Source organism: Pseudomonas sp. NBRC 111139, assembly GCF_001753955.1.
GTDB lineage: Bacteria > Pseudomonadota > Gammaproteobacteria > Pseudomonadales > Pseudomonadaceae > Aquipseudomonas > Aquipseudomonas alloputida.
On sequence record NZ_BCBP01000086.1, the window covers coordinates 1 to 22,962 of the forward strand.

At 62.4% G+C, this 22,962-nt stretch carries 21 protein-coding genes; 9 read left to right on the forward strand and 12 right to left on the reverse strand.

Annotated elements, in window-relative coordinates; genetic code table 11:
• Positions 1-445: 445 nt before the first annotated feature.
• The 9 genes from BJQ17_RS26590 to BJQ17_RS26630 all read right to left on the reverse strand — a co-directional run bounded on the left by BJQ17_RS26590 (position 446) and on the right by BJQ17_RS26630 (position 12,190).
• Entirely contained in the window at positions 446-1,414 is a 969-nt protein-coding gene (locus BJQ17_RS26590; protein WP_003255261.1) for a peptide ABC transporter ATP-binding protein, read from the reverse strand.
• Positions 1,414-2,382: an ABC transporter ATP-binding protein gene (locus tag BJQ17_RS26595; RefSeq protein ID WP_003255260.1), complete on the reverse strand. Its 969-nt coding sequence runs from the start codon at positions 2,380-2,382 to the stop codon at positions 1,414-1,416. Before BJQ17_RS26595 ends, BJQ17_RS26590 begins: the two co-directional genes overlap by 1 nt.
• A 10-nt stretch (positions 2,383-2,392) precedes the next feature.
• Positions 2,393-3,319, reverse strand: coding sequence for an ABC transporter permease subunit (locus tag BJQ17_RS26600; protein WP_003255259.1), 927 nt, complete (start codon positions 3,317-3,319; stop codon positions 2,393-2,395).
• Between the two features lie 10 nt (positions 3,320-3,329).
• Positions 3,330-4,340, reverse strand: a complete 1,011-nt coding sequence (locus tag BJQ17_RS26605; RefSeq protein ID WP_003255257.1) for an ABC transporter permease subunit — start codon at positions 4,338-4,340, stop codon at positions 3,330-3,332.
• 91 nt (positions 4,341-4,431) lie between these two features.
• The gene (locus tag BJQ17_RS26610; RefSeq protein WP_033726404.1) at positions 4,432-6,042 is read right to left on the reverse strand and encodes an ABC transporter substrate-binding protein; all 1,611 of its coding nucleotides are present in this window, start codon (positions 6,040-6,042) and stop codon (positions 4,432-4,434) included.
• A 78-nt stretch (positions 6,043-6,120) separates the two neighbouring features.
• Positions 6,121-7,500, reverse strand: coding sequence for an OprD family porin (locus BJQ17_RS26615; RefSeq protein WP_070096858.1), 1,380 nt, complete (start codon positions 7,498-7,500; stop codon positions 6,121-6,123).
• 228 nt (positions 7,501-7,728) lie between these two features.
• The gene (locus BJQ17_RS26620; RefSeq protein ID WP_003255252.1) at positions 7,729-9,321 is read right to left on the reverse strand and encodes an ABC transporter substrate-binding protein; all 1,593 of its coding nucleotides are present in this window, start codon (positions 9,319-9,321) and stop codon (positions 7,729-7,731) included.
• A gap of 146 nt (positions 9,322-9,467) precedes the next feature.
• On the reverse strand, positions 9,468-11,093 hold the full coding sequence (locus BJQ17_RS26625; RefSeq protein ID WP_003255250.1) for an ABC transporter substrate-binding protein: 1,626 nt from the start codon (positions 11,091-11,093) through the stop codon (positions 9,468-9,470).
• A 380-nt stretch (positions 11,094-11,473) separates the two neighbouring features.
• A complete protein-coding gene (locus BJQ17_RS26630) occupies positions 11,474-12,190 on the reverse strand; it encodes an SIMPL domain-containing protein (RefSeq protein WP_003255248.1) in 717 nt (238 codons plus the stop codon).
• 202 nt (positions 12,191-12,392) lie between these two features.
• Between BJQ17_RS26630 and BJQ17_RS26635 the strand changes: the two genes are divergently transcribed.
• From BJQ17_RS26635 to BJQ17_RS26665, 7 genes are all read left to right on the forward strand, one after another.
• On the forward strand, positions 12,393-13,649 hold the full coding sequence (locus BJQ17_RS26635; protein ID WP_003255246.1) for an ATP-binding protein: 1,257 nt from the start codon (positions 12,393-12,395) through the stop codon (positions 13,647-13,649).
• Positions 13,649-14,209, forward strand: coding sequence for a response regulator transcription factor (locus tag BJQ17_RS26640; RefSeq protein WP_003255244.1), 561 nt, complete (start codon positions 13,649-13,651; stop codon positions 14,207-14,209). The genes BJQ17_RS26635 and BJQ17_RS26640 overlap by 1 nt, the downstream gene beginning before the upstream one ends.
• A gap of 108 nt (positions 14,210-14,317) precedes the next feature.
• The gene (locus BJQ17_RS26645; protein ID WP_003255243.1) at positions 14,318-15,397 is read left to right on the forward strand and encodes a serine hydrolase; all 1,080 of its coding nucleotides are present in this window, start codon (positions 14,318-14,320) and stop codon (positions 15,395-15,397) included.
• Complete coding sequence (locus BJQ17_RS26650) at positions 15,394-15,690, forward strand: hypothetical protein (RefSeq protein WP_004574417.1); 297 nt, start codon at positions 15,394-15,396, stop codon at positions 15,688-15,690. Before BJQ17_RS26645 ends, BJQ17_RS26650 begins: the two co-directional genes overlap by 4 nt.
• 44 nt (positions 15,691-15,734) lie before the next feature.
• A complete protein-coding gene (locus tag BJQ17_RS26655) occupies positions 15,735-16,316 on the forward strand; it encodes a YceI family protein (RefSeq protein WP_070096859.1) in 582 nt (193 codons plus the stop codon).
• A gap of 1 nt (position 16,317) precedes the next feature.
• Positions 16,318-17,475, forward strand: a complete 1,158-nt coding sequence (locus BJQ17_RS26660) for a phosphatidylserine/phosphatidylglycerophosphate/cardiolipin synthase family protein (protein ID WP_003255240.1) — start codon at positions 16,318-16,320, stop codon at positions 17,473-17,475.
• Positions 17,476-17,526: 51 nt separating this feature from the next.
• Entirely contained in the window at positions 17,527-18,105 is a 579-nt protein-coding gene (locus tag BJQ17_RS26665; protein ID WP_003255238.1) for a DJ-1/PfpI family protein, read from the forward strand.
• Positions 18,106-18,135: 30 nt separating this feature from the next.
• Here the strand turns inward: BJQ17_RS26665 and BJQ17_RS26670 are convergent, their stop codons facing one another.
• The gene (locus tag BJQ17_RS26670; RefSeq protein WP_010952100.1) at positions 18,136-18,534 is read right to left on the reverse strand and encodes a nuclear transport factor 2 family protein; all 399 of its coding nucleotides are present in this window, start codon (positions 18,532-18,534) and stop codon (positions 18,136-18,138) included.
• 115 nt (positions 18,535-18,649) lie between these two features.
• On the opposite strand from BJQ17_RS26670, the gene BJQ17_RS26675 reads away from it, so the two are divergent.
• Positions 18,650-19,240, forward strand: coding sequence for a GNAT family N-acetyltransferase (locus BJQ17_RS26675; protein ID WP_003255235.1), 591 nt, complete (start codon positions 18,650-18,652; stop codon positions 19,238-19,240).
• A complete protein-coding gene (locus BJQ17_RS26680) occupies positions 19,237-20,109 on the forward strand; it encodes a carbon-nitrogen hydrolase family protein (protein ID WP_003255234.1) in 873 nt (290 codons plus the stop codon). Before BJQ17_RS26675 ends, BJQ17_RS26680 begins: the two co-directional genes overlap by 4 nt.
• A gap of 118 nt (positions 20,110-20,227) precedes the next feature.
• Here the strand turns inward: BJQ17_RS26680 and BJQ17_RS26685 are convergent, their stop codons facing one another.
• Together BJQ17_RS26685 and BJQ17_RS26690 are read right to left on the reverse strand one after the other, a co-directional pair.
• Positions 20,228-21,751: a fumarate hydratase gene (locus BJQ17_RS26685; RefSeq protein ID WP_003255232.1), complete on the reverse strand. Its 1,524-nt coding sequence runs from the start codon at positions 21,749-21,751 to the stop codon at positions 20,228-20,230.
• Between the two features lie 348 nt (positions 21,752-22,099).
• Positions 22,100-22,962 (reverse strand): hypothetical protein (locus tag BJQ17_RS26690; RefSeq protein WP_070096860.1); only part of this gene is annotated, 863 nt, incomplete at its 5' end.

Consider the following 22,962-nt stretch of genomic DNA (forward strand, 5'->3'; position numbering starts at 1 on the left):
AGATACGGGACAACGTGCGACCCGGTCGAGTCGATCCATAATCATGGGCATCTCCCTGAAATGCACGGTGAGCGTTTCAATCCAATTGCCGTGTAATCTTCCGTGAAAGGTGTCAAGTAAATAGACCCGTGCGCCGCTCTGTCAACGATGCGAAAGCCAAGTATGGTAAGGGTTATGCGCGGTTTAGCGTGGTGTCATAGAGCCACGTCCCGGGAGTTTTCTGGGTTGTAGAGAGGGGAGGGGCTTTGCGCACGAAGTCTGTATTTTTTTGAGTTTCAGAGGCGCCTGTCAGAAAAGTCGTAGTTGTTGGAGGAGTTGCACTCAGCTCAGTAATGCATCATTCCTTATCAGCGTTTCGATGAAGGGGACCGAAGCCTGGAGCAGTTCACACTACCCCGGCAGCCTCATCGGCTTTCTCGTCCCCTTCGCGTATCACCTCACAAGATTAGAGAAATTGCTCGGCATAGTGACAAGCCACCTGCCGCGTACTCACCTGCCTCAGCGCCGGCACCTCCTTGGCACACCGCTCGGTCGCATACGGGCAGCGTTTGTGGAACGCACACCCATCCGGCGGGTTCAGCGGGTTGGGCAGCTCCCCGACGATGCGAATCTTCGGCTTCAACGGGTCTGGATGAATCGCCGGTGTCGCCGACAGCAGCGCCTGGGTATAGGGATGCAGCGGCTTGTTGTAGATGTCCTCCTTCGGCCCCATTTCTGCCGGCCGCCCCAGGTACATCACCAGTACCTGATCCGCCACATGCCGCACCACCGCCAGGTTGTGCGAGATGAACACGTAGGCAGTGTTGAACTCCTTCTGCAGATCCATGAACAAGTTCAGCACCTGCGCCTGAATCGACACGTCCAGCGCGGAGGTCGGTTCGTCGGCCACCAGCACCTTGGGTTGCAGCATCATCGCCCGGGCCAGGGCGATACGCTGGCGCTGGCCGCCAGAGAACATGTGAGGGTAGCGCTGGTAGTGCTCGGGGCGCAGGCCGACCTGCTCCATCATCTTCTGCACTTTGTCGCGGCGCTCGGCCTTGCTCAGCGAGGTGTTGATCAGCAGCGGTTCGGCCAGTTGGTCACCGATCTTCTGCCGTGGGTTGAGCGAGGCGTAGGGGCTCTGGAACACCATCTGCACATCGCGGCGCAGTTGTTTGCGCTCTGCCTTGCTGGCGCCCTTCACCTCAGTGCCGGCAATTTGCAGCGAGCCGGACGACGGCTCTTCGATCAGGGTCAGGGCGCGGGCCAGGGTCGACTTGCCGCAGCCCGACTCGCCGACCACGGCCAGGGTCTTGCCGGCCTCCAGTTCGAACGACACGCCATTGAGCGCGCGCACCAGCGCATGGCCCTTGAACAGCCCGCGGGAGACTTCGTAGTGCCGGGTCAGCTCCCGGGCAGATAGAACGACGGCCATCACGCCACCTCCTGGTTCAGCGGGTAGAAGCAACGCACCAGGCTGTGGGCCTGTGGGTCGAGGGGCGGGCGCTGGCGCCGGCAATTGTCCTGTACATAGGGGCAGCGTGGTGACAGCAGGCAGCCGACCGGGCGGTCGTAGCGGCCGGGGACGATGCCAGGCAGTGTGGCCAGGCGCTCGGCGCCAATGCTGTGCTCGGGGATCGCGGCGAGCAGGGCTTCGCTGTAAGGGTGGGCGGGCACATCGAACAGTTCTGGCACCTGGCCCACTTCCACGGCTTGGCCGGCGTACATCACGCACACCCGCCTGGCGGTTTCGGCGACCACGGCGAGGTCGTGGGTGATCAGGATGAGCGCCATGTTGCGCTCCTTCTGCAGGTTGACCAGCAGTTCCATGATCTGTGCCTGGATGGTCACGTCGAGGGCCGTGGTCGGTTCGTCGGCGATCAGCAGCTTGGGCTCGCCGGCAATGGCCATGGCGATCGCCACACGTTGGCTCATGCCGCCTGACAGCTGGTGCGGGTAAGCGTCCAGGCGGCTTTCGGCGGCCGGAATCTCGACCTTCTTCAAGAGCTCCAGAGCACGCTGGCGTGCAGCCTTACCTTTCAGGCCCAAGTGCTGGCGCAGCACTTCCTCTATCTGGAAGCCCACGGTGTAGCTGGGGTTGAGCGCGGTCATCGGGTCCTGGAAGACCATGGCGATGTCCTTGCCCACCACCTTGCGCCGCTGACGGCCGCTGAGCTTGAGCATGTCGGTGCCGTCGAAGGTGAGGGCGTCGGCGGTGATGCGCCCGGGCGCATCGATCAGGCCCATCAGGGCCATCATGGTGACCGACTTGCCCGAGCCAGACTCGCCGACGATGGCCAGGATTTCGCCGGCATCCACCGCCAGGTCCAGGCCATCGACCACCGGTACCGCGTTGGCGTCGCCGAAGCGCACATTCAGGTTGTTGATCTGCAACAGTGACATGGCGTTCTCCTCAGGCGGCGTTCTTGAGTTTCGGGTCCAGCGCATCGCGCAGGCCGTCGCCCATCAGGTTGATTGCCAGCACACTGAGCAGGATGGTCAGGCCGGGCAGGCTTACCACCCACCAGGCGCGCTCGATGTAATCCCGGGCCGAAGCCAGCATGGTGCCCCACTCGGGGGTAGGCGGCTGCACGCCGAGGCCGAGGAAACCCAGCGCAGCGGCGTCGAGGATCGCCGAGGAAAAACTCAGGGTCGCCTGCACGATCAGCGGTGCCATGCAGTTGGGCAGCACGGTGACGAACATCAGTCGGGGCAAGCCGGCGCCGGCCAGGCGGGCAGCGGTGACGTAGTCGCGGTTCAGTTCGCCCATCACCGCGGCGCGGGTCAGGCGCACGTAGGACGGCAGGGAAACGATGGCGATGGCGATCACGGTGTTGATCAGGCCAGGGCCGAGGATGGCGACGATGGCCACGGCCAGCAGCAGTGACGGCAGCGCCAGCATCACGTCCATCAGGCGCATGATCGACGGGCCGAGCAACTGCGGGAAAAAGCCGGCCAGCAGGCCAAGGAGAATGCCCGGGATCAGTGACATCACCACTGACGACAGGCCGATCAGCAGCGACAGCCGTGCACCTTGAATCAGCCGCGAAAGCAGATCACGGCCCAGTTCGTCGGTGCCCAGGATGAACTGCCAGGTGCCGCCTTCCAGCCACACCGGCGGGGTCAGCAGGAAGTCGCGGTACTGCTCGCTCGGGTCATGCGGGGCGACCCAAGGCGCGAACAGCGCGCAGAACACCACCAGGCACATGAAGGCCAGGCCCATCACCGCGCCCTTGTTGCGCGCGAAGGCTTGCCAGAATTCTTTGTACGGGGAGGGGTAGAGCAGGCTCTGGTCCACCGGGCTGGCCGGTGACACGGATTTTGTAATCGGGCTAGTCATGGCAAGGGCCTCAGCGCTGATGACGGATGCGTGGGTTGGCCAGGCCGTAGAGGATGTCCACGACGAAGTTGACCAGAATCACCAGGCAGGCGATCAACAGGATGCCGTTCTGGACCACGGGGTAGTCACGGGCACCGATGGCTTCGATCAGCCATTTGCCGATGCCCGGCCAGGAAAAGATGGTTTCGGTCAGCACCGCCCCGGCCAGCAGCGTGCCGACCTGCAGGCCGAACACCGTCAGCACCGGGATCAAGGCATTGCGCAGGCCATGGACGAACACCACACGGGCCGGCGACAGGCCTTTGGCGCGGGCGGTGCGGATGTAGTCTTCGCGCAGTACTTCGAGCATCGACGAGCGGGTCATGCGGGCGATCACCGCCAGCGGGATGGTGCCGAGCACGATGGCCGGCAGGATCAGGTGCATCACAGCGTCCTTGAACGCGCCTTCTTCATCGCTGAGCAGGGTGTCGATAAGCATGAAGCCGGTTTTCGGCTCGATGTCGTAGAGCAGGTCGATGCGCCCGGATACCGGGGTCCAGCCAAGGCTCACGGAGAAGAACATGATCAGGATCAGGCCCCACCAGAAAATCGGCATCGAGTAGCCGGCCAGTGATATGCCCATGACCCCGTGGTCGAACAGCGAACCGCGCTTGAGTGCGGCGATTACACCGGCCAGCAGGCCGACGACGCCGGCGAACAGCAGGGCGGCGAAGGCCAGTTCCAGGGTGGCCGGGAACAGGGTAAGGAACTCGCGCCACACGCTTTCGCGGGTGCGCAGCGATTCGCCAAGGTCACCCTGGGCAAGTTTGCCGACGTAGTCCAGGTACTGGACCGGCAGTGGCTTGTTCAGGCCCAGGCGTTCCATGGCCTGGGCATGCATTTCGGGGTCGACCCTGCGCTCGCCCATCATCACTTCCACCGGGTCGCCGGGGATCAGGCGTATGAGCGCGAAGGTCAGCAAGGTGATGCCGAAAAAGGTCGGTATCAGCAGGCCAAGGCGCCGGGCAATAAAACTCAACATTGTCGGGGTTACCTCATCAGGCCGTGGGGCGATCAGCCCGGTACGGCAGTGCCGCCGGTCCCCGTGTGGGTGGCCGGCGGTCGTTGTTGTTCTACTTCACCTTGGTCGTGGCGAAGTTATTGTTGGTCAGAGGGCTGATCACGTAGCCCTCCACGTTGTCACGCATGGCCGTGAACACCTTGGGGTGGGCCATGCTGATCCAGGGTTGGTCGTCATCGTACACCTTCAATGCCTCGCTATAGAGCCTTGCGCGCTCGTCGTTGTCGATCACCTCGCGGGCACGGGTGATCAGTTCCTGGAATTTCGAGTTGCACCAGCGCGCGTAGTTCTCACCGTTTTTGGCGGCCTCGCAACTGAGCAGCGGGCCAAGGAAATTGTCCGGGTCGCCGTTGTCGCCTGCCCAGCCGGTGGACACCAGGTCGGCTTCGCCCTGCTTGGCGCGGCGCAGCATCTCGGCCCATTCCATCACGCGAATATCCAGCTTCAGGCCGATCTGCTTGAGGTCGGCTTGCAGCATTTCGGCGGACAGGCGCGGGTTAGGGTTGGTCATGCCGCCGCCGTTGCGGGTGAACAGGGTGATTACCGTGCCCTCGGGTACACCGGCCTGCCTGAGCAGGGCGCGGGCTTTATCGAGGTCGCGCGGTGGGTTCTGGTTGTGGGTGTTGTAGCCGATCATGGTGGGTGGGTAAGGGTTTACACCCACCAGTGCGTTGCCTTTGCCAAACAGTTGGTCGACATGGGTCTGGCGGTCGAAGGCCATGTTGATGGCTTTACGCACGCGCACGTCGTTGAGGTATTTGTGCTGGGTATTCATGGCGATGTAGCCGGTGACCAACGCTTCGGTCTCTGCGACCTTGAGCCTGGCGTCGGCCTTTATCGACGGCACATCCTCGGGTTTGGGGTACAACGCCACCTGGCACTCGTTGGCGCGCAGTTTCTGCAGGCGCACGTTGCTATCGGTAGCGATGGCGAATATCAGGGCGTCGGCTGGCGGCTTGCCGCGAAAGTAATCCGGGTTAGGTTTGAAGCGGACCTGCGCATCCTTGTTGTAGCGCTGGAAGATGAACGGGCCGGTGCCGATCGGCTTGCTGTTCAGCGCTGCGGTCTTGCCGGCCTTGAGCAACTGGTCGCCGTATTCGGCGGAGTAGATCGAGGTGAACCCCATCGCCATGTCCCGCAGGAACGGCGCTTCCGGGCGGGTGAGTGTGATCACCACCGTGTGGTCGTCGGTTTTGTCCACCGACTTGAGCAGTTGCTTGAAGGCCATGCTTTCGAAGTACGGGTAGCCGACGCTGGTCTTGTCGTGCCATGGATGGGCGGGGTCGAGCTGGCGGCGCAGGCTCCACAGCACATCGTCGGCGTTGAATTCACGGGTTGGGGTGAAGTACTCGGTGCTGTGGAACTTCACCCCCTGGCGCAGGTGAAACGTGTAGGTCAGGCCGTCGGCTGAAATGTCCCAACGCTCGGCCAGGGCCGGCTGGATATCGGTGGTGCCGGGCTTGAAGTCGACCAGGCGGTTGAACAGGGTTTCGGACGCGGCATCGAAAGTGACCCCAGTGGTGTACTGAACCACGTCGAACCCTTCCGGGCTGGCTTCGGTACACACCACCAGCGGCTTGGCGGCCAGATGCGTGGCGCTGCCCAGTATCAGCGCTGCCAGGGTAAGGCGCAGCACTGGCGTTTTCCTGAAAGCTATCTGCATAGGTTGAAGTCTCCCTGCGTGCATTGATTCCAGCGTAGCTGCCACGGCCCGCAGCGAAACAGGCCGTGGCGCCCGCGCTCAGAGAATGTTGAACGGAATGGTGGTGACCACGCGGAACTCATCCAGGCTGCCATCGCCCTGGGCCTTGCTGGCGCGATGGGTGGTGTAGGTGGCGCGTATGCTGGTGTCTTTCAGCGGCCCGCTCTGCAGCGCGTAGCTGGTGCCGATACCCCACTCATAGTGGGTTTCGCCATCCAGGCCATTCACGTCGTAGGCAGTGCCGCGGTAGTGAGTGCCGTCGATACCCCAGCCGCGGGCGTTGTACAGGTTGAACTTCAGGCCAGGCACGCCATAGGGCGCCATGTTCAGCACATAGGAAATCTGCAGCGATTTCTCGTTGGGGCCGTTGAAGTCCGACAGCAGCGAGTTGGCCAGGAAGATGCCGTTGGTTTCGGGCAGGTAGTCGAAGTACTCATTGCCGTTGACCTGCTGCCAGGAGGCGCTGAGGGTGTGGGCCTGATGGGTCAGGCCCAGTGACAGGCTGTAGGTGTCGTTGTCGATCTTGCCCATTTTCTGGCTGCCGGCGTCGACGGTCTTGTAGTAGTTCAGGCCGGTGCTCAGGCTGAGCACTGCGCTGTCGCCGAGCACATGGTTGGCGCCGAAGTAGTACTGGTTCCAGAAGTCGTCGACCTTGGTGGCGTACAGGCTGGTACTCAGGCTCTTGAACGGCTGGTAGTTGATGCCTGCGGTGCTGGCGCGGTCGGTTTCCACGCCGGTGGCGCTGTACTCGCTGCGGAACTTGCTGAGGCTCTGTTCGGTACGTGGCGAGACGCGGTCGAAGGTGCCCAGGTCGAGGCTGAGGTTGTCGAATTCAGCGCTGTGCAGGAACGCGCCCTGGAAGCTCGAGGGCAAGGCGCGGTTGCCGATGTAGGCGATCATCGGCGTGTCCACCGACTGGCGGCCAAGGGTAAGGGTGGTGTTGGACACGCGCGCCTTGATATTGCCCAGGCCCAGTTTGCTCCACTGGCCGACGGGGTCGCCATCGCTGTGGGTGAGGGTGCGGTTGTTGGGGCCGGCAATGGCTTCGCGGCTCTGCTGCAGGGCGATGGCGTTGTAGCCGGCAGCCTCGACGGCGAAGCCCACGGTGCCCTGGGTGAAGCCGGAGCTGTAATTGAGGATGGTGCCCTGGACCCAGTTTTCACGGCTGTGGGTGTCGTGGCGGGTGCCGTCGTTCTTGTAGTACTTCCACAGCGGCGCGCGTGCGGCACGTTCGCGGGCATACCAGTTGCGGGTGCTGCCGGACAGGCTTTGGCCGTCGATGAAGCCGCTGGCTTGCGCTTGCTCGCTGCTGCTTTTGAGGGTGAGCGGGAGGTAGTCCTGGCTCTGCGGATCTGCCTGGGCCACCGTGGAAAAGGCACCGATGGATAACGCCAGTGCGGTCAAGGTGAATACTTTCAAGGTTAAAGCTCCCTTTCTTTTCTAGTTATGGCCGGCCTTGTGGGCCGGGTGATTGCTGCGGTGTTGCCAGGGGTGCCGCGGGATCGCCGGGCAGAATCGGGGCGTTGTGTTGGCCGTTCTGGCCTCGTCGCGGGCAAGCTCGCTCCCACAGGTAGGGCGCAGTGTCCGAACCTGTCGAGATCCTGTGGGAGCGGGCTTGCCCGCGAAGAGGCCGGTACTGGCTAACGCTTAATCAACACTCACACCGGAAAAATCATTGCGCCCAAACGGGCTGACCTTGAACTGGGAAACCTTGACGCTAAGCGGCTGGCTCACGGTGGAATGCGCCACCGGCGTAATCGGTACCTGCTGCTTTAGCCGCTGCTGGGCCTGCTGGTACAGGGCGGTGCGTTGCGTACGGTCGGTCACTTGCTTGGCCTGCTTGACCAGGCTGTCGTACTGCGGGTCGCACCACTGCGAGTAGTTGTTGCTGCCGATGGCATCGCAGCTGTAGAGGGTGCCCAGCCAGTTGTCCGGGTCGCCGTTGTCACCGGTCCAGCCGATCAGGGCGATGTCGTGCTCACCGTTTTTCATGCGCTTGAGGTATTCGCCCCATTCGTAGCTGACGATGCGCACCTTGAAACCGAGTTTGCTCCAGTCGGCCTGGAGCATTTCGGCCATCAGCTTGGCATTGGGGTTGTACGGGCGCTGCACCGGCATGGCCCACAGGGTGACCTCGGTGCCAGGTTTGACACCGGCCTGCTGGAGCAGCTGTCTGGCCTTTTCGGGCGCGTACGGGGCGTCCTTGATGCTGTCGTCATAGGACCACTGGGTTGGTGGCATGGCGTTGACCGCCCGTTGGCCGGCGTCCTGATACACCGCCTGGAGGATGGCTTTCTTGTTGACCGCCATGTCCATTGCCTGGCGCACTTCCAGGCGGTCGAATGGCGGGTGCTGGGTGTTGTAGGCGATGTAGCCGAGGTTGAAGCCTGGTTGCTGGAGCACCTGCAGCGTGCTGTCGGCCTTGAGCGCCGGCAGGTCAGCCGGGCGGGGGTGCAGGGTGACCTGGCATTCGTTGCGGCGCAGCTTCTGGATGCGCACCGAGGGGTCGGTATTGATCGAGAACACCAGGTTGTCGATCTTCACCTCGTTCGCTGCCCAATAGTCCTTGTTGCCCTTGTAGCGGATCTGCGAATCCTTCTGGTAGCGCTGGAACACGAACGGCCCGGTACCGATAGGCTGCTGATTGATGTCGCTGGGGCGTCCACTGGCCAGTAGCTGTTCGGCGTATTCAGCGGAGAGGATGGAGGCGAAACTCATGGCCAGGTTCTGGACGAACGCGGCATCGACGGTGTTCAGGGTGAACACCACGGTCAATGGGTCGGTCTTCTCGACGCGGGCGATGTTCTTGTCCAGGCCCATGCCGTTGAAATAGGGAAACTCGGTAGGGTAGGCCTGACGGAACCGATGCCCCTTGTCGAGCATGCGGTTGAAGGTGAACAGCACATCGTCGGCGTTGAACGTGCGGCTCGGGCTGAAGGCCTTGTTGCTGTGGAACTTGACCCCTTCACGCAGGTGGAAGGTGTAGCGCAGGCCGTCGTCGGACACCTCCCAGTGCGTCGCCAGGGCCGGGTGCACGGCGGTGCCGCCACGTTCGAACTCGACCAGGCGGTTGTAGATGGGTTCGGCGGCGTCGTTGTCGGTGGCGCTGGTGTACTGGGCGGTGTCGAAGCCGGCGGGGCTACCTTCAGAGCAGAACACCAGGTTGTTGGCCAGCAGGACCGGGGATTGGCTGACCAGGCCCAGGGCCAGCAGCGCGGAAAGGCGGGTAACGTGGCGCATGGCAAATCCTTTTTCATCTGTTCGCGCCGCCTCCGGGTACGAATGGCGGCAACAGTTCGTCGCCCCCGCAGCGTATGGCCGCAGGACGACATGAAGAGGTGGCGGGGGTGAAGGGCACCCGCGATTCAGCGGGTGCCTCAGTCAGCCTATTTGTCCACGCTGACGCCGTAGAAGGCGTTCAGCGCGAATGGGCTGATCTTGAAGTCCTTCACCTTGGCGCTCATGGGCTGGTAGACGGTGGAGTGGGCGATCGGGGTGATCGGTACCTGCTCCTTGAGGATGTGCTGCGCCTTTTGGTACAGCTCGGTACGTTTGGCCTGGTCGGACGTGGCCTTGGCCTGCTTGATCAGGTCGTCGTAGGGCTTGTAGCACCACTTGGAGAAGTTGTTGCCGTCGATGGCATCGCAACCGTAGAGGGTACCCAGCCAGTTGTCCGGGTCACCATTGTCGCCGCTCCAGCCAATCAGCATGGCACCCTGTTCGCCGCCTTTGGAGCGCTTGATGTACTCGCCCCATTCATAACTGACGATCTTCGCCTTGATACCGATCTTGGCCCAGTCGGACTGGAGCATTTCGGCCATTAGTTTGGCATTGGGGTTGTACGGGCGTTGCACGGGCATGGCCCACAGGGTGATTTCGGTGCCTTCCTTGATGCCGGCTTCCTTGAGCAGTTGCTTGGCTTTCTCGGGGTCGAAGGCGGCGTCCTTGATGCTGTCGTCATAAGACCACTGCGTGGGCGGCATGGCGTTGACCGCCAGCTGGCCGGCGCCCTGGTACACCGACTCGATGATCTTTTTCTTGTCCACGGCCATGTCCAGCGCCTGTCGGACTTTCAGCTGGGCCATGGGGTTGGCCTCGTTGCTGCCCTTGATCTTGTCCATCACGTTGTAGGCGATATAGCCGAGGTTGAAACCGGCCTGCTGCGGCATTTGCAGGTTCTTGTCGGCTTTTAGCGGCTCGATGTCGGCCGGGCGTGGGAACAGGGTGACCTGGCACTCGTTCTTTTTAAGCTTCTGCATGCGCACCGAGGCGTCGGTGGTGATGGCAAAGATCAGGTTGTCGATCTTCACGTCCTCGGGCTTCCAGTAGTCCTTGTTGCCCTTGAAGCGGATCTGCGCGTCCTTCTGGTACTTGCTGAACACGAACGGGCCGGTGCCGATCGGCTTCTGGTTGATGTCGGCGGCCTTGCCATTCTTGAGCAACTGGTCGGCGTATTCGGCGGACTGGATCGAGGCAAAGCTCATGGCCAGGTTCTGGATGAACGCGGCGTCCACCTCGTTGAGGGTGAACTTAACCGTGTGCTCGTCAAGCTTCTCCACCTTGGCAATGTTCTTGTCCATGCCCATGTCGGTGAAGTATGGAAACTCGGTGGGGTACGCCTTGCGGAACGGGTTGTCCTTGTCGAGCATGCGGTTGAAGGTGAACAGCACGTCGTCGGCGTTGAACGGGCGACTGGGCTTGAAGTAGTCGGTGGTGTGGAACTTGACCCCTTCACGCAGGTGGAAGGTGTAGGTCTTGCCGTCGTCGGACACTTCCCATTTGGTCGCCAGGCCCGGGATGACCGCAGTGCCGCCGCGCTCGAACTGGGTCAGACGGTTGAACACGGTCTCTGCCGAGGCGTCGAAGTCGGTCCCGGTGGTGTACTGCCCCGGATCGAAGCCGGCTGGGCTGCCTTCGGAGCAGAACACCAGGTTGGATGCGGCAACGGCCGACGGTGCGCCGCTGAGCAAGCCTGCACCCAGCAGGAACGGAATGACTGCGTGTTTGAGCATGGTGGCCTCATTGTTGTCATTTTTTGGATGAGGTGGCCTCGTGAGCCGACCTGCGGATACTTATGCAGGGGGTGTTCCCAATGCAACAGGTACAAGGATAGTTGGCGTCAGAAAAGTGGTACGACCGTACATGGATGTCGCATCGGTATAACTTTTGGCGAAGTTAAACGTTTGCGTAGGCAAAATGATGGCGTTTTGCTCGATGTTTCTAGGCAAGGGTAAACGTAGGACGCACCTTGATGGTGCGTAAGAAAGGTCTGAAAATCGTGAAAATGGCGCGTTCACCTGTAGGAGCGGGTTTACCCGCGAACACGGGCGAAGCCCGTGCCATCCACCGCCGTGTCTTGCTCGCGGGCTCCCACAGATGATGCGTGGACGCCTTATGGCATCTGCACTTCGATCAGGCCATCGGCATTCATGCTCACTTCACTGGTGCCCGCCTCGATATCTGGCGCCGGTGCTGCTTCATCAGCCCCCATGGCCTTCATTGCCATCGGCGCGCTACGCAAGTACGGGCGCGGGTAGCCGCTGCTGTTGAGGTTCAGGCTCACCACTTTGTAGCCTTTGCCACCCAGCGCTTCAGTCGCCAGTTGCGCGCGTGCCTTGAAGGCATCGACCGCATCCTTGAGCAGAGCATCCTCGCTGGCCTTGCGCGTGGCCGGGGCGATGGAGAAGTCCATGCCAGCCATTTTCAGCTCTTGCAACAAATCGGCGGTAAGCTGGGACAAGGCCGGGAAGTTGGCGCTTTCAAGGCGCAGTTCGGCGCGTTCGCGCCAGCCGGTAATTTTCTGGCCCTTGCTGTCATACACCGGGTAGCTGTTGCGGCTGCCTTGGCTGATCTTCACGTCCTTGACCTGGCGTGACTGCTGCACGGCCTTGTTCATGGTTTCGGTAATCTGCTTGGCGAGCTTGCCCGGGTCGCTGTTCTGCGCTTCGCTGTACAGGGTCACGACCATCAGGTCGCGCGCCACTTCCTTGCTGACTTCGGCACGCAGCGATACCTGGTTGAAACGCGGTTCATCGGCGGCCAGTGCCGGCAGGCTGGCGAGCAGGCCGCAAGACATGATCAGGGCAGCGCCGCGACGTGGGATTTGCATGTGGTACTCCTTGGCATTTAAAGGCGTGGGGGCTGGTCATCCATTCCACGCATGGCCCATAAGACCGGCAACAGTGTAGTGGGTTCAAAAGTGCCATCATGAACCTGTGACAAAGTGTGGCGCTTTGCCGCATCGCTGCAGCGAGGCGCCCGGCTTCGGTATACTCCAGCCGATTTTTCTGGAGCACTCATCAGGAGAGCTCATGCTCGCCGCCGTACAACCGTTGTCCGCTACCCGTCAGAACCTCTGGCGCCTGACCGTCATTCGGGTCCTGGTCCTGGCTGCCCAGGCCGGCTCGGTGGGCGTTGCCTACTGGACCGAACTGCTGCCGTTGCCCTGGCTGTCACTGGCCGGCACCTTGGCCTTGTCTTCGTTGCTGTGTGCCTTCACGGCCCTGCGCCTGCGGCTGTCGCTGCCCGTCACCGAAATGGAGTACGCCCTGCAGCTGGCCTGTGACCTGCTGATCCACAGTGCCTTGCTGTATTACTCCGGCGGCTCGACCAACCCGTTCGTGTCGTATTACCTGGTGCCGCTGGCGATTGCCGCGGTGACCTTGCCGTGGCTGTATTCGCTGATCCTGTCGGGCATTGCGCTGACGGCCTACAGCTTGCTGCTGGTGCAGTTCTACCCGCTCGAAGGGCTGCCGATGGCGCGGGACAAGATGCAGGTCTACGGCATGTGGCTGAGCATTGCCCTGGCGGCGGCTGTGATCACCTTCTTTGCCGCGCGCATGGCCGAAGAGCTGCGCCGCCAGGAGCAGCTGCGTTCAGAGCGGCGTGAAGAAAGCCTGCGCGACGAGCAACTGCTGGCTGTGGCTACCCAGGCCGCCGGTGCCGCCCATGAACTGGGTACGCCGCTGGCGACCATGAGCGTGCTGATCAACGAAATGCGCCAGGACCACACCGACCCGCTGTTGCAGGAGGACCTGCAGATCCTCCAGGACCAGGTAAAGCTGTGCAAAGAGACCTTGCAACAGCTGGTGCGCGCAGCCGAAGCCAACCGGCGCCTGGCCATCGTGGAGCAGGATGTGACTGCCTGGCTGGACGAGGCGCTCAACCGCTGGCACCTGATGCGCCCGGAAGCCAGCTACCGCTTCCAGCGCCTGCGCGACGGCAAGGTGCCGCGTCTGGCGCCGCCGCCAGACCTGACCCAGGCGTTACTGAATCTGTTGAACAATGCCGCCGATGCCTGCCCTGATGATCTGGAGGTTCGCCTGGACTGGGACGCCCAGGACATCGTCATCAGTATCCGCGACCATGGTCCTGGTGTACCGCCAGCCATTGCCGAAGCCATTGGCAAACCTTTTATTACCACCAAGGGCAAAGGCTTCGGCCTGGGCCTGTTCTTGAGCAAGGCCAGCGTGACCCGTGCGGGCGGCTCGGTGAAACTCTATAGTCATGAACAGGGTGGCACCCTGACCGAACTGCGCCTGCCCTATGGCAAGCGAGGAGATGAATGATGAGCGAAGAAAACCAGGTCGAAAGCGAAGAGCTGCCGCACCTGCTGCTGGTGGATGACGATGCCACCTTCACCCGGGTCATGGCCCGGGCCATGAGCCGTCGCGGTTTCCGTGTGAGCACTGCCAGTTCTGCCGAAGAAGGCTTGATTCTGGCCCAGCAGGACCTGCCGGACTACGCCACGCTGGACCTGAAGATGGATGGCGACTCCGGCTTGGTGCTGCTGCCCAAGCTGCTGGAACTGGACCCAGAAATGCGCGTGGTGATCCTGACCGGGTACTCGAGCATTGCCACCGCAGTGGAGGCGGTCAAGCGCGGTGCCTGCAACTACCTGTGCAAGCCGGCTGACGCTGATGATGTGTTGGCAGCACTGCTGTCGGAGCACACCGACCTGGATACCCTGGTGCCGGAAAACCCGATGTCGGTCGATCGCCTGCAGTGGGAACATATCCAGCGCGTGCTGAACGAGCATGAAGGTAATATCTCGGCCACCGCGCGGGCGTTGGGCATGCACCGACGGACGTTGCAGCGCAAGCTGCAGAAGCGGCCGGTTCGGCGCTGATTCTGTATTGATGATGTTGGCCTGTTTGCGGGGGCATCCGCTCCTGCGACTGTGAGCGCGGGCTTGCCCGCGAAGGGCTGCAAAGCAGCCCCCATCAAGGCGAGCACGATGAAGGTACTGTTGGTCATCCTTGCGCTGGTTGCAGGTAGCGCCAAGGCGGAGGACTGGCCTGACCCGCAGTGGCAGAACGACCCCGCCACCCTCGACTGGCAGGCCGTCGACGCTTACGCCTTTCCTGCACGCTCCCCCTCGGAGCGCAGCGGCATCCGCACGGACGCTCTGCTGATCATCCGCGACGGGCGTATCCTCCACGAGCGCTACACCGCGCCCACCCGTGCCGCCACCGCGCACCTGACCTGGTCGGTAAGCAAGAGCGTACTGGCCACGATAATGGGCGTGGCCCAGGGCGAAGGCCGCTTCCAGCTGCAAGACCCGGTCAGCCGCTTCTATCCACCCATGCGCGCCCACCCCGGCGTGCGCGTGGCCGACCTGCTGCACTGGGCCAGTGGCCTCGAGTGGCAGGAAGACTACGAATACGCGCCGCTGAAGTCCTCGGTGGTGGCCATGCTGTATACCCGTGGCCGCGCAGACATGGCTGCCTACGCGGCGGCGCAGGGTGTTGCCGCCAGCCCCGGTCAGCGATTCCTCTACTCCAGCGGCGACAGCAACCTGCTGGCCGCCGCGCTGCGCGGCATGCTCGATGCCGGGCAGTACCCCGACTACCCCTGGCACGCACTGTTCACCCCGTTGGGTATCGGCAGTGCGGCGTGGGAGCGTGACCGGGCAGGCACCTACGTAGGCTCTTCCTATCTCTACCTCAGTGCCCGTGATTTGGCCCGTATTGGCCTGCTGATGCAGCGCGACGGGCGCTGGCAGGGCCGACAATTGCTGCCCAAGGCCTGGGTCGCCTTCAACCGCACCCCGTTTGCCCAGGCCCAAGCGCTGCCTGGTGAGGCCGTCCCTGGTGGCCATTGGTGGCTCAACCAGTCGCTGGCTGGCGCCGAGCGGCCTTGGCCCAGTGCACCGGCAGACACCTTCGCCGCCCTTGGCCACTGGGGGCAGGCGTTATATGTGCTGCCTGAGCAAAAGTTGGTGATCGTGCGCTACGCCGATGACCGCGACGGCAGCTATCGACACGACGAATTGCTCAAGCGGGTGCTGGCGGTACTGGCCGGGGAGGGGGCATGAAGCGGTTAGTGCTGCTGGCGCTGGCAGGGCTCCTGTACTGGGCCTGGCAGGAACGGCAGGCGCTGGCGGACTTCCCCGGCATACTCTCGGCCTACTCGGCCAAGGAATACTGTTCCTGCCGCTTTGTCATGGGCTTCGACAAGGTGTATTGCCAAGGGTACGTGAAGCAGTGGCTGCCACTGAGCCTGCTGGAGGAAAACAGCCAGCAGCAGCGAGTCACCGCTGAAGGCCTGGGGCGGCGCAGCCAGGCGGCCTGGCAAGGCGCGCGTGAGGGCTGCCGCTTGCTGCCATGAATGCAGGCGGGTAAGGTTGGCGGCCTGGTTTCACGAGATCTGTCATGTTCAAGTTGCCCCGTCTGCTGCCTGCCTTATTGCTGGCTTTGTGCCTGCCCGCTCATGCCAATTGGCACCTGGATGGCGAATCCTCACGGCTGTCATTCATCACCGGCAAGAACGGCGACACCGCCGAAGTGCATCGCTTTCTGGTGTTGCATGGCACGGTCGATCGCAAGGGTATCGCCGGGTTGAGGATCGAGATGGACTCGGTGAGCAGTGGTATTCCGCTGCGTGACGAGCAAATGCGCGACAACCTGTTCGAGGTCGAGCGCTTCGCCGAGGCCACCGTGAAGGCGCAGATTGACCTGCAGCCGATCAATGACCTGGCCGACGGTGCACAGATCGAATTGCGCCTGCCGCTGACGGTCACCCTGCATGGCCAGTCGCACAGTTACAGTGTTCTGTTGCTGGCTACCCGCCTGGATGCGCGGCGCTTCCAGGTGGTGACCCTTGAGCCTCTGGTGCTGCGCGCCGAAGATTTTGGCTTGCTGCCGGGGCTGGAAAGCCTGCGCAAGTTCGCCAGGTTGAAGTCCATCAACCCGTCGGTACCGGTTAGCGCGGTGCTGATCTTCACTGCGCGCTGACATGGCGGGGCCGGTCTTCCCCTGGCGTGATGGCAATCAGTTCGAACTGCTTATCGACGGCCCTGTGTTTTTTCCGCGCATGCTCCAGGCGATCATGCGTGCCGAGTTCCAGGTTGACCTGGAGCTGTACCTGGTTGAGGCCGGGGCCTGTGCCGATGCAGTGGTCGACGCGCTGGAGCAGGCTGCCCGGCGTGGCGTACGGGTGCGGTGCCTGTTTGATGACTACGGTTCATTGGCCTTCAACAGCGCGTTGCGTCAGCGCCTGCTGGACGCTGGCGTGTACTTGCGCTGGTATAACCGCCTGCGCTGGAAGCGTGGCCTGCGTAATCTCTACCGTGATCATCGCAAATTGCTGCTGGTTGACGAACGTTGGGCCGTGGTGGGGGGGACGGGCGTTACCGACGAGTTCTGGACGCCCGGTGAGGCGACCAGCGAATGGCACGAAGTGATGGTGCAGATGCAGGGGCCGGTGGTGAGCGACTGGCAGTTGCTGTTTGACCGTCAGTGGCAAGCCAACAACCGCCGCACCGCCTGGCGCCCTGCTGAAGGCTTTGGTCTGCCGCGTCTGCCCAAGGTGCCTGCGCAGGGGCAGGGCATGGGCCGGGTCGCTTATGCCGACGCCCGCCAGCACCAGGACATCCTTCACGCGCTGGTACGGGCGCTGAACAGCGGCAAGAAACGGGTGTGGCTGGCCACGCCGTACTTCCTGCCGACCTGGAGCGTGCGCCGTTCGTTGCGTCGGGCCGCCAGCAAGGGGCTCGACGTGCGTCTGTTGTTGACCGGTCCGCGCACCGATCACCCCTCGGTACGCTACGCCGGGCATCGGTACTACCCGCGTCTGTTGCGTGCGGGCGTGCGGATTTTCGAGTACCAGCCGTGCTTCCTGCACCTGAAGATGGCTGTGGTAGACGACTGGGTCAGCGTCGGTTCGTGCAACTTCGACCACTGGAACTTGCGCTTCAACCTTGAAGCCAACATCGAAGCGCTGGACCCGCCGTTGACAGCGGCGGTGGTGGCCAGCTTCGAGCGCGACTTCGCCCAGAGCGAAGAAGTCGACCTCGCCCACTGGCATGCGCGCCCTTTGTGGCGCAGGGTGAAGCAACGGATCTGGGGCTGGCTTGATCGGTTGGTGGTCAACTTCCTCGACCGCCGTGACTGACAGCGGCTATCGTGCAGTGACTATTCACAGTTAACCGAAGGAGTGGGCGAGATGACGGCGAAGAAAATTCTCATGCTGGTGGGCGACTACGTCGAAGATTACGAAGCGATGGTGCCGTTCCAGGCCTTGAGCATGGTGGGCCACACGGTGCATGCGGTGTGCCCGGAAAAGCTGGCGGGGCAGACCGTGCGTACCGCGATTCATGACTTTGAGGGTGAACAGACCTACAGCGAAAAGCCAGGGCACAATTTTGCCCTGAATTATGATTTCGTGCGGGTGCGGCCCGAGAGTTATGACGCGCTGCTGATCCCAGGTGGCCGCGCGCCGGAGTACCTGCGCCTGAATGAAAAGGTGTTGGACCTGGTGCGGGCGTTCGACCAGGCCGGCAAGCCGATTGCGGCGGTGTGCCATGGGGCCCAGTTGCTGGCGGCGGCAGGGGTGCTGGAGGGGCGTGAGTGCAGCGCGTACCCGGCATGTGCGCCAGAAGTGCGCCTGGCGGGTGGCACGTTCATCGACATCGCGGTGGACCAGGCGCATGTGGATGGCAACCTGGTGACCGCACCGGCATGGCCCGCGCACCCGGCCTGGCTGGCGGCGTTCCTTCAAGTGCTGGGCACGCGCATTGTCTGACAGGCTTGATTGAATTGGCAGCGGGTTGCTTCAGGCAACCTGCTCAACCCAGTCATTGAGGTTGTAGTAGTTGGTCACCCGGGCAATCTTGCCACAGTGAATATAGAAGAACGCCCCCGCCGGCAGCACATAGGTTTGGCCGTTTGCTGTCGGCAACCCTTCGTCATCGGCCAGGTATTGGCCATGCACGGTGAACTCCGCCGCCGCGCGGCTGCCATCGGCGTTCTGCATCACCACGATGTCGGCCAGGCGCTCGCGGTAGCAGCGGTTCATCTTTTCCATGAACGCGGCGAACCTGGCCTTGCCCATCTGGCGCTCGCCCTGGTTGATGTCGTGGATCACGTCTTCGCTGAGCAGCGCCAGAAACGCCGGCATGTCACCCGCGTTGAAGGCGGCGTAGTAAGCATTTACCAGTTCGGTTGCGGTCATGGAACATTTCCTGTCGTGTAGGGAAAAGGCGGGTCGTTAACTCGGATGATAGGGTTTCCCCTCAAGCCCGGCTTAGCCGAGCGCGTCATCCACATCGACAAAACGACCGCCAAACATGGAAATACGCCTGTTGCACGGTGCCGCTATCGCGCCTTACATCGATGACCTCGCTCGCCTGCGCCTTACTGTGTTCCGCGAGTTCCCCTACCTGTACGACGGCACCCCGGAGTACGAGGCCGACTACCTGGCCAACTATGCCCGCTCCGGGCGCAGCCTGGTTGTGCTGGCGCTGGACGACGGCAAGGTGGTCGGCGCCTCTACCGGCCTGCCGTTGGTGGATGTCGCGCCCGAATTCCAGCAGCCATTCCTGGCCCAGGGGCGCGACCCGGCCAGTGTGTACTACTTCGGGGAGTCGCTGGTGTTGCCGGCATACCGCGGTCAGGGCCTGGGGGTTCGCTTCTTCATCGAGCGCGAGTCCTACGCACACAAACTGGCCGAGTTCGATTACTGCGCGTTCTGCGCGGTCGAGCGACCCGGTGCGCACCCGCGCCGGCCAGCCGAATACAAACCCCTGCACGGCTTCTGGCGCAACCGCGGCTTCCTGCACGACCCATCGCTGCGTACCACCTACGCCTGGCGCGACCTGGACGAGCAGGAAAGCTCCGACAAGCTGATGTCGTTCTGGCTCAAGGCACTGCCGATATGATCCGCCTGGCAGCCTGCCAGTACGCTATCGAGCTGCACGAAACCTGGGACGCCTACGCCGACCACCTGCAAGGCCTGTGCGCCGAAGCGGTGGAGGCGGGGGCACGCTTGCTGCTACTGCCGGAGTACGCCGGGCTGGTGCTGAGCGGCCAGCTGAGTGCCGGGCAGCGGGAAGACCTGAAGGCTTCGATTGCCGGCATCCAGCCGCTGATCGAACCCTGGAAAGCGTTGTGCGAGAGCCTTGCCCGACGCTGGGGGATCTACTTGCAACCGGGCAGTGTGCCGGTGCTGGACAACGATGGGCGCTACCGCAACCGTGCCTGGCTGTTCGGCCCCCAAGGTGTGCTGGGTTATCAGGACAAACTGATGATGACCCGCTTCGAGCGCGAGCAGTGGGACATCGCTGCAGGCCAGGGGCTGCAGGTGTTCGAAACCGAACTGGGGCGCTTGGGCATTCTGATCTGCTACGACAACGAGTTCCCGATGCTGGCCCGCCGCTTGGCCGAGTGTGGTGCCGACCTGATCCTGGCGCCGAGTTGTACCGATACCGAGGCCGGTTACCATCGGGTGCGTATTGGCGCCCAGGCGCGCGCCCTGGAGAACCAGATTGCCGTGTTGCAGAGCCCTACGGTGGGGGTGGCGCCCTGGTCGCCGGCATTGGACGAGAATATCGGCCGGGCAGGCTTGTTCGTACCGCCGGATCACGGGATGCCGGGGGATGGGGTGGTGGCGTTGAGTGAGCAGTTGAACCCGGACTGCAGCCAGTGGCTGGTGTGCGAGGTAGATCTGCAGGAAGTGCGGCGGGTGAGGCGGGAAGGGCAGGTGTTTACCTGGCGGGACTGGCCGGAGCAGTTCGAGAGAGTCCTGTGATGACAGTGCGGCCTCTTCGCGGGCAAGGCCGCCCCACAGGTAACGCGTAGCCTTCTGGCTTGCGCTGTACGTATGGGAGCGGGCCTGCCCGCGAAGCCGCCGCCGCAGTTACATCAGGTTACTTCACTTCGACGGCCAGGCTTTCGGCAATCTTGCTCTGCCACAGGGCAGGGCCAGTGATGTGTACCGACTCGCCGTTGCTGTCCACAGCGACGGTCACCGGCATGTCCTTGACCTCGAACTCGTAGATCGCTTCCATGCCCAGCTCGGCGAAGGCCAGTACCTTCGACTTGCGGATGGCCTGGGCGACCAGGTAGGCAGCGCCGCCAACAGCCATCAGGTACACGGCCTTGTTGTCCTTGATCGCCTCGATGGCGGTCGGGCCACGCTCGGACTTGCCGATCATGCCCAGCAGGCCAGTCTGCTCAAGGATCTGGCGGGTGAACTTGTCCATACGGGTAGCAGTGGTCGGGCCGGCTGGGCCTACCACTTCATCACCCACCGGGTCGACCGGGCCGACGTAGTAGATGAAGCGGCCTTTCAGGTCTACCGGCAGCTCTTCACCACGGTTGAGCATTTCAACCATGCGCTTGTGCGCGGCATCGCGGCCGGTCAGCATCTTGCCGTTGAGCAGGATGGTTTCGCCCGGCTTCCAGCTGGCCACTTCTTCCGGAGTAATGTCGTCGAGGTTGACGCGACGGGCGCTTGGGCCGGCTTCCCAGACGATTTCCGGGTAGGCGTCCAGCGACGGCGCTTCCAGTTCTGCCGGGCCGGTGCCATCAAGCACGAAGTGGGCGTGGCGGGTAGCGGCGCAGTTGGGGATCATGCACACCGGCAAGGACGCCGCGTGGGTCGGGTAATCCATGATCTTGACGTCGAGCACGGTGGTCAGGCCACCCAGGCCCTGGGCGCCGATGCCCAGCTGGTTGACCTTGTCGAACAGCTCCAGGCGGATTTCTTCCAGGCGGTTCTGTGGGCCACGGGCTTTCAGTTCGTGAATGTCGATGGACTCCATCAACACTTCCTTGGCCATGACCGCGGCCTTCTCGGCGGTACCGCCGATGCCGATGCCGAGCATGCCAGGCGGGCACCAGCCAGCACCCATGGTCGGCACGGTCTTCAGTACCCAGTCGACGATCGAGTCGGACGGGTTGAGCATGGCCATCTTCGACTTGTTTTCCGAGCCACCGCCCTTGGCTGCGACATCGACTTCCACCTTGTCGCCGGGGACGATGGAGTAGTGGATCACTGCCGGGGTGTTGTCCTTGGTGTTCTTGCGGGCACCGGCCGGGTCGGCCAGGATCGAAGCGCGCAGGACGTTTTCAGGCAGGTTGTAGGCGCGACGCACACCTTCGTTGATCATGTCGTCGACGCTCATGGTGGCGCCATCCCAGCGCACGTCCATGCCCACGCGGATGAACACGGTGACGATACCGGTGTCCTGGCAGATTGGACGATGGCCGGTGGCGCACATGCGCGAGTTGATCAGGATCTGGGCGATGGAATCGCGTGCAGCAGGCGATTCCTCACGCAGATAGGCCTCGTGCATGGCCTGGATGAAATCGACGGGGTGGTAGTACGAGATGAATTGCAGGGCGTCGGCGACGCTCTGAATCAGGTCGTCTTGCTTGATCACGGTCATGCAGCGCGCTCCTCTTAAAGACGGGAACATTCAAAAAGACGCTCGACATAGCCGACCAGCACGTCGAAGCGCCTTGCAAGGCGCCGGCAGGTCAGGCCGACGGAAAAAGGCGCGGCAGTATAGCGCGCATCCGTGCCCGGCACACCTGCGGCCGGTCTGGACCATGGTCGGTAACGGGCAGGCATGGTTTTTCTGCCAAGCGTGACGTCGCAGGCGACAGGTATCCAAGAGGCTGAGTGGTGATAGGGGGTGAGCCGACTGAAGAATATGGAGGGTACAGGCCGAGCTCGTGCACGGGTTAAGGTGAACTCGGCCTTTGATCACTACAACGTAGCAGAGGTGATGGGGTCAACTGTCCGTGTTGCAACGGAGTAAAAAGCCCAAGCGGGCACGACCGGACTCGAAATCGATTCCGCAGATGATGGTTTTGCCATTCACTTCGGCGCTGGAACTCCAGGCAACTTCGACGCTGTCACCCAATGCAATGCGTCCCCAGCCGCGGTTTTCACCAAATGCTGTGTCAGGAGTTCCGTCAAGGTTGAAGCGCCCGACGACGACATCAGCTTCTTCACCGCCTAACGTGGAACCGGTGGTGATAATTTTCTCCAAGGAACGGTTGACGTATCCGCTTGTCCACTGCCCGCCCTCACCACCAAAATCGGTGGCGCCACCGAAGCCGGGGATTTTCGAGCCGCTGCGCGTAAAGGCCGTCAGGTAGCCTTTTTGCAGGCCCTCCGAGGCGATGCAAACGATACTGCCTTCATCATTCAGCGTATCCAGATCATGGAAATACAAGCCGCTCGCGAGCTCCGATAGTAAATACCCATTCGCACAAAACTCTCCATCTTCCAACCCCGTGTCTTTCAAGCAGAGTATGTAGGGGCCACTGTCGCCATTGATTGTAGTGAAGCCGCAGACATAGATTTTTCTGCCTGTGATCAAGCAGACTCTCCCGGAGCTTTCGGAACATAGAGGAGGGGTCAGGAATTTATATCCAACCTTATTGAAGCTGGTGTCGTAATCTCCGTCGAAGTTGAACTTCATCAGCACGCTGAGTGACCAGGGGTACTGGTAGGTGACAAAAACTCCGTCTGCGCTGGATATGCTGGTGAGGGTCGGTGCCGCTGCCGGCTTCGTTGTCGGATTTGTTGAGGACTTCGGAGGTGCCGGGGGCAGTTCGATGACTTTGTGTCCATGGCTGCCGAATCGGG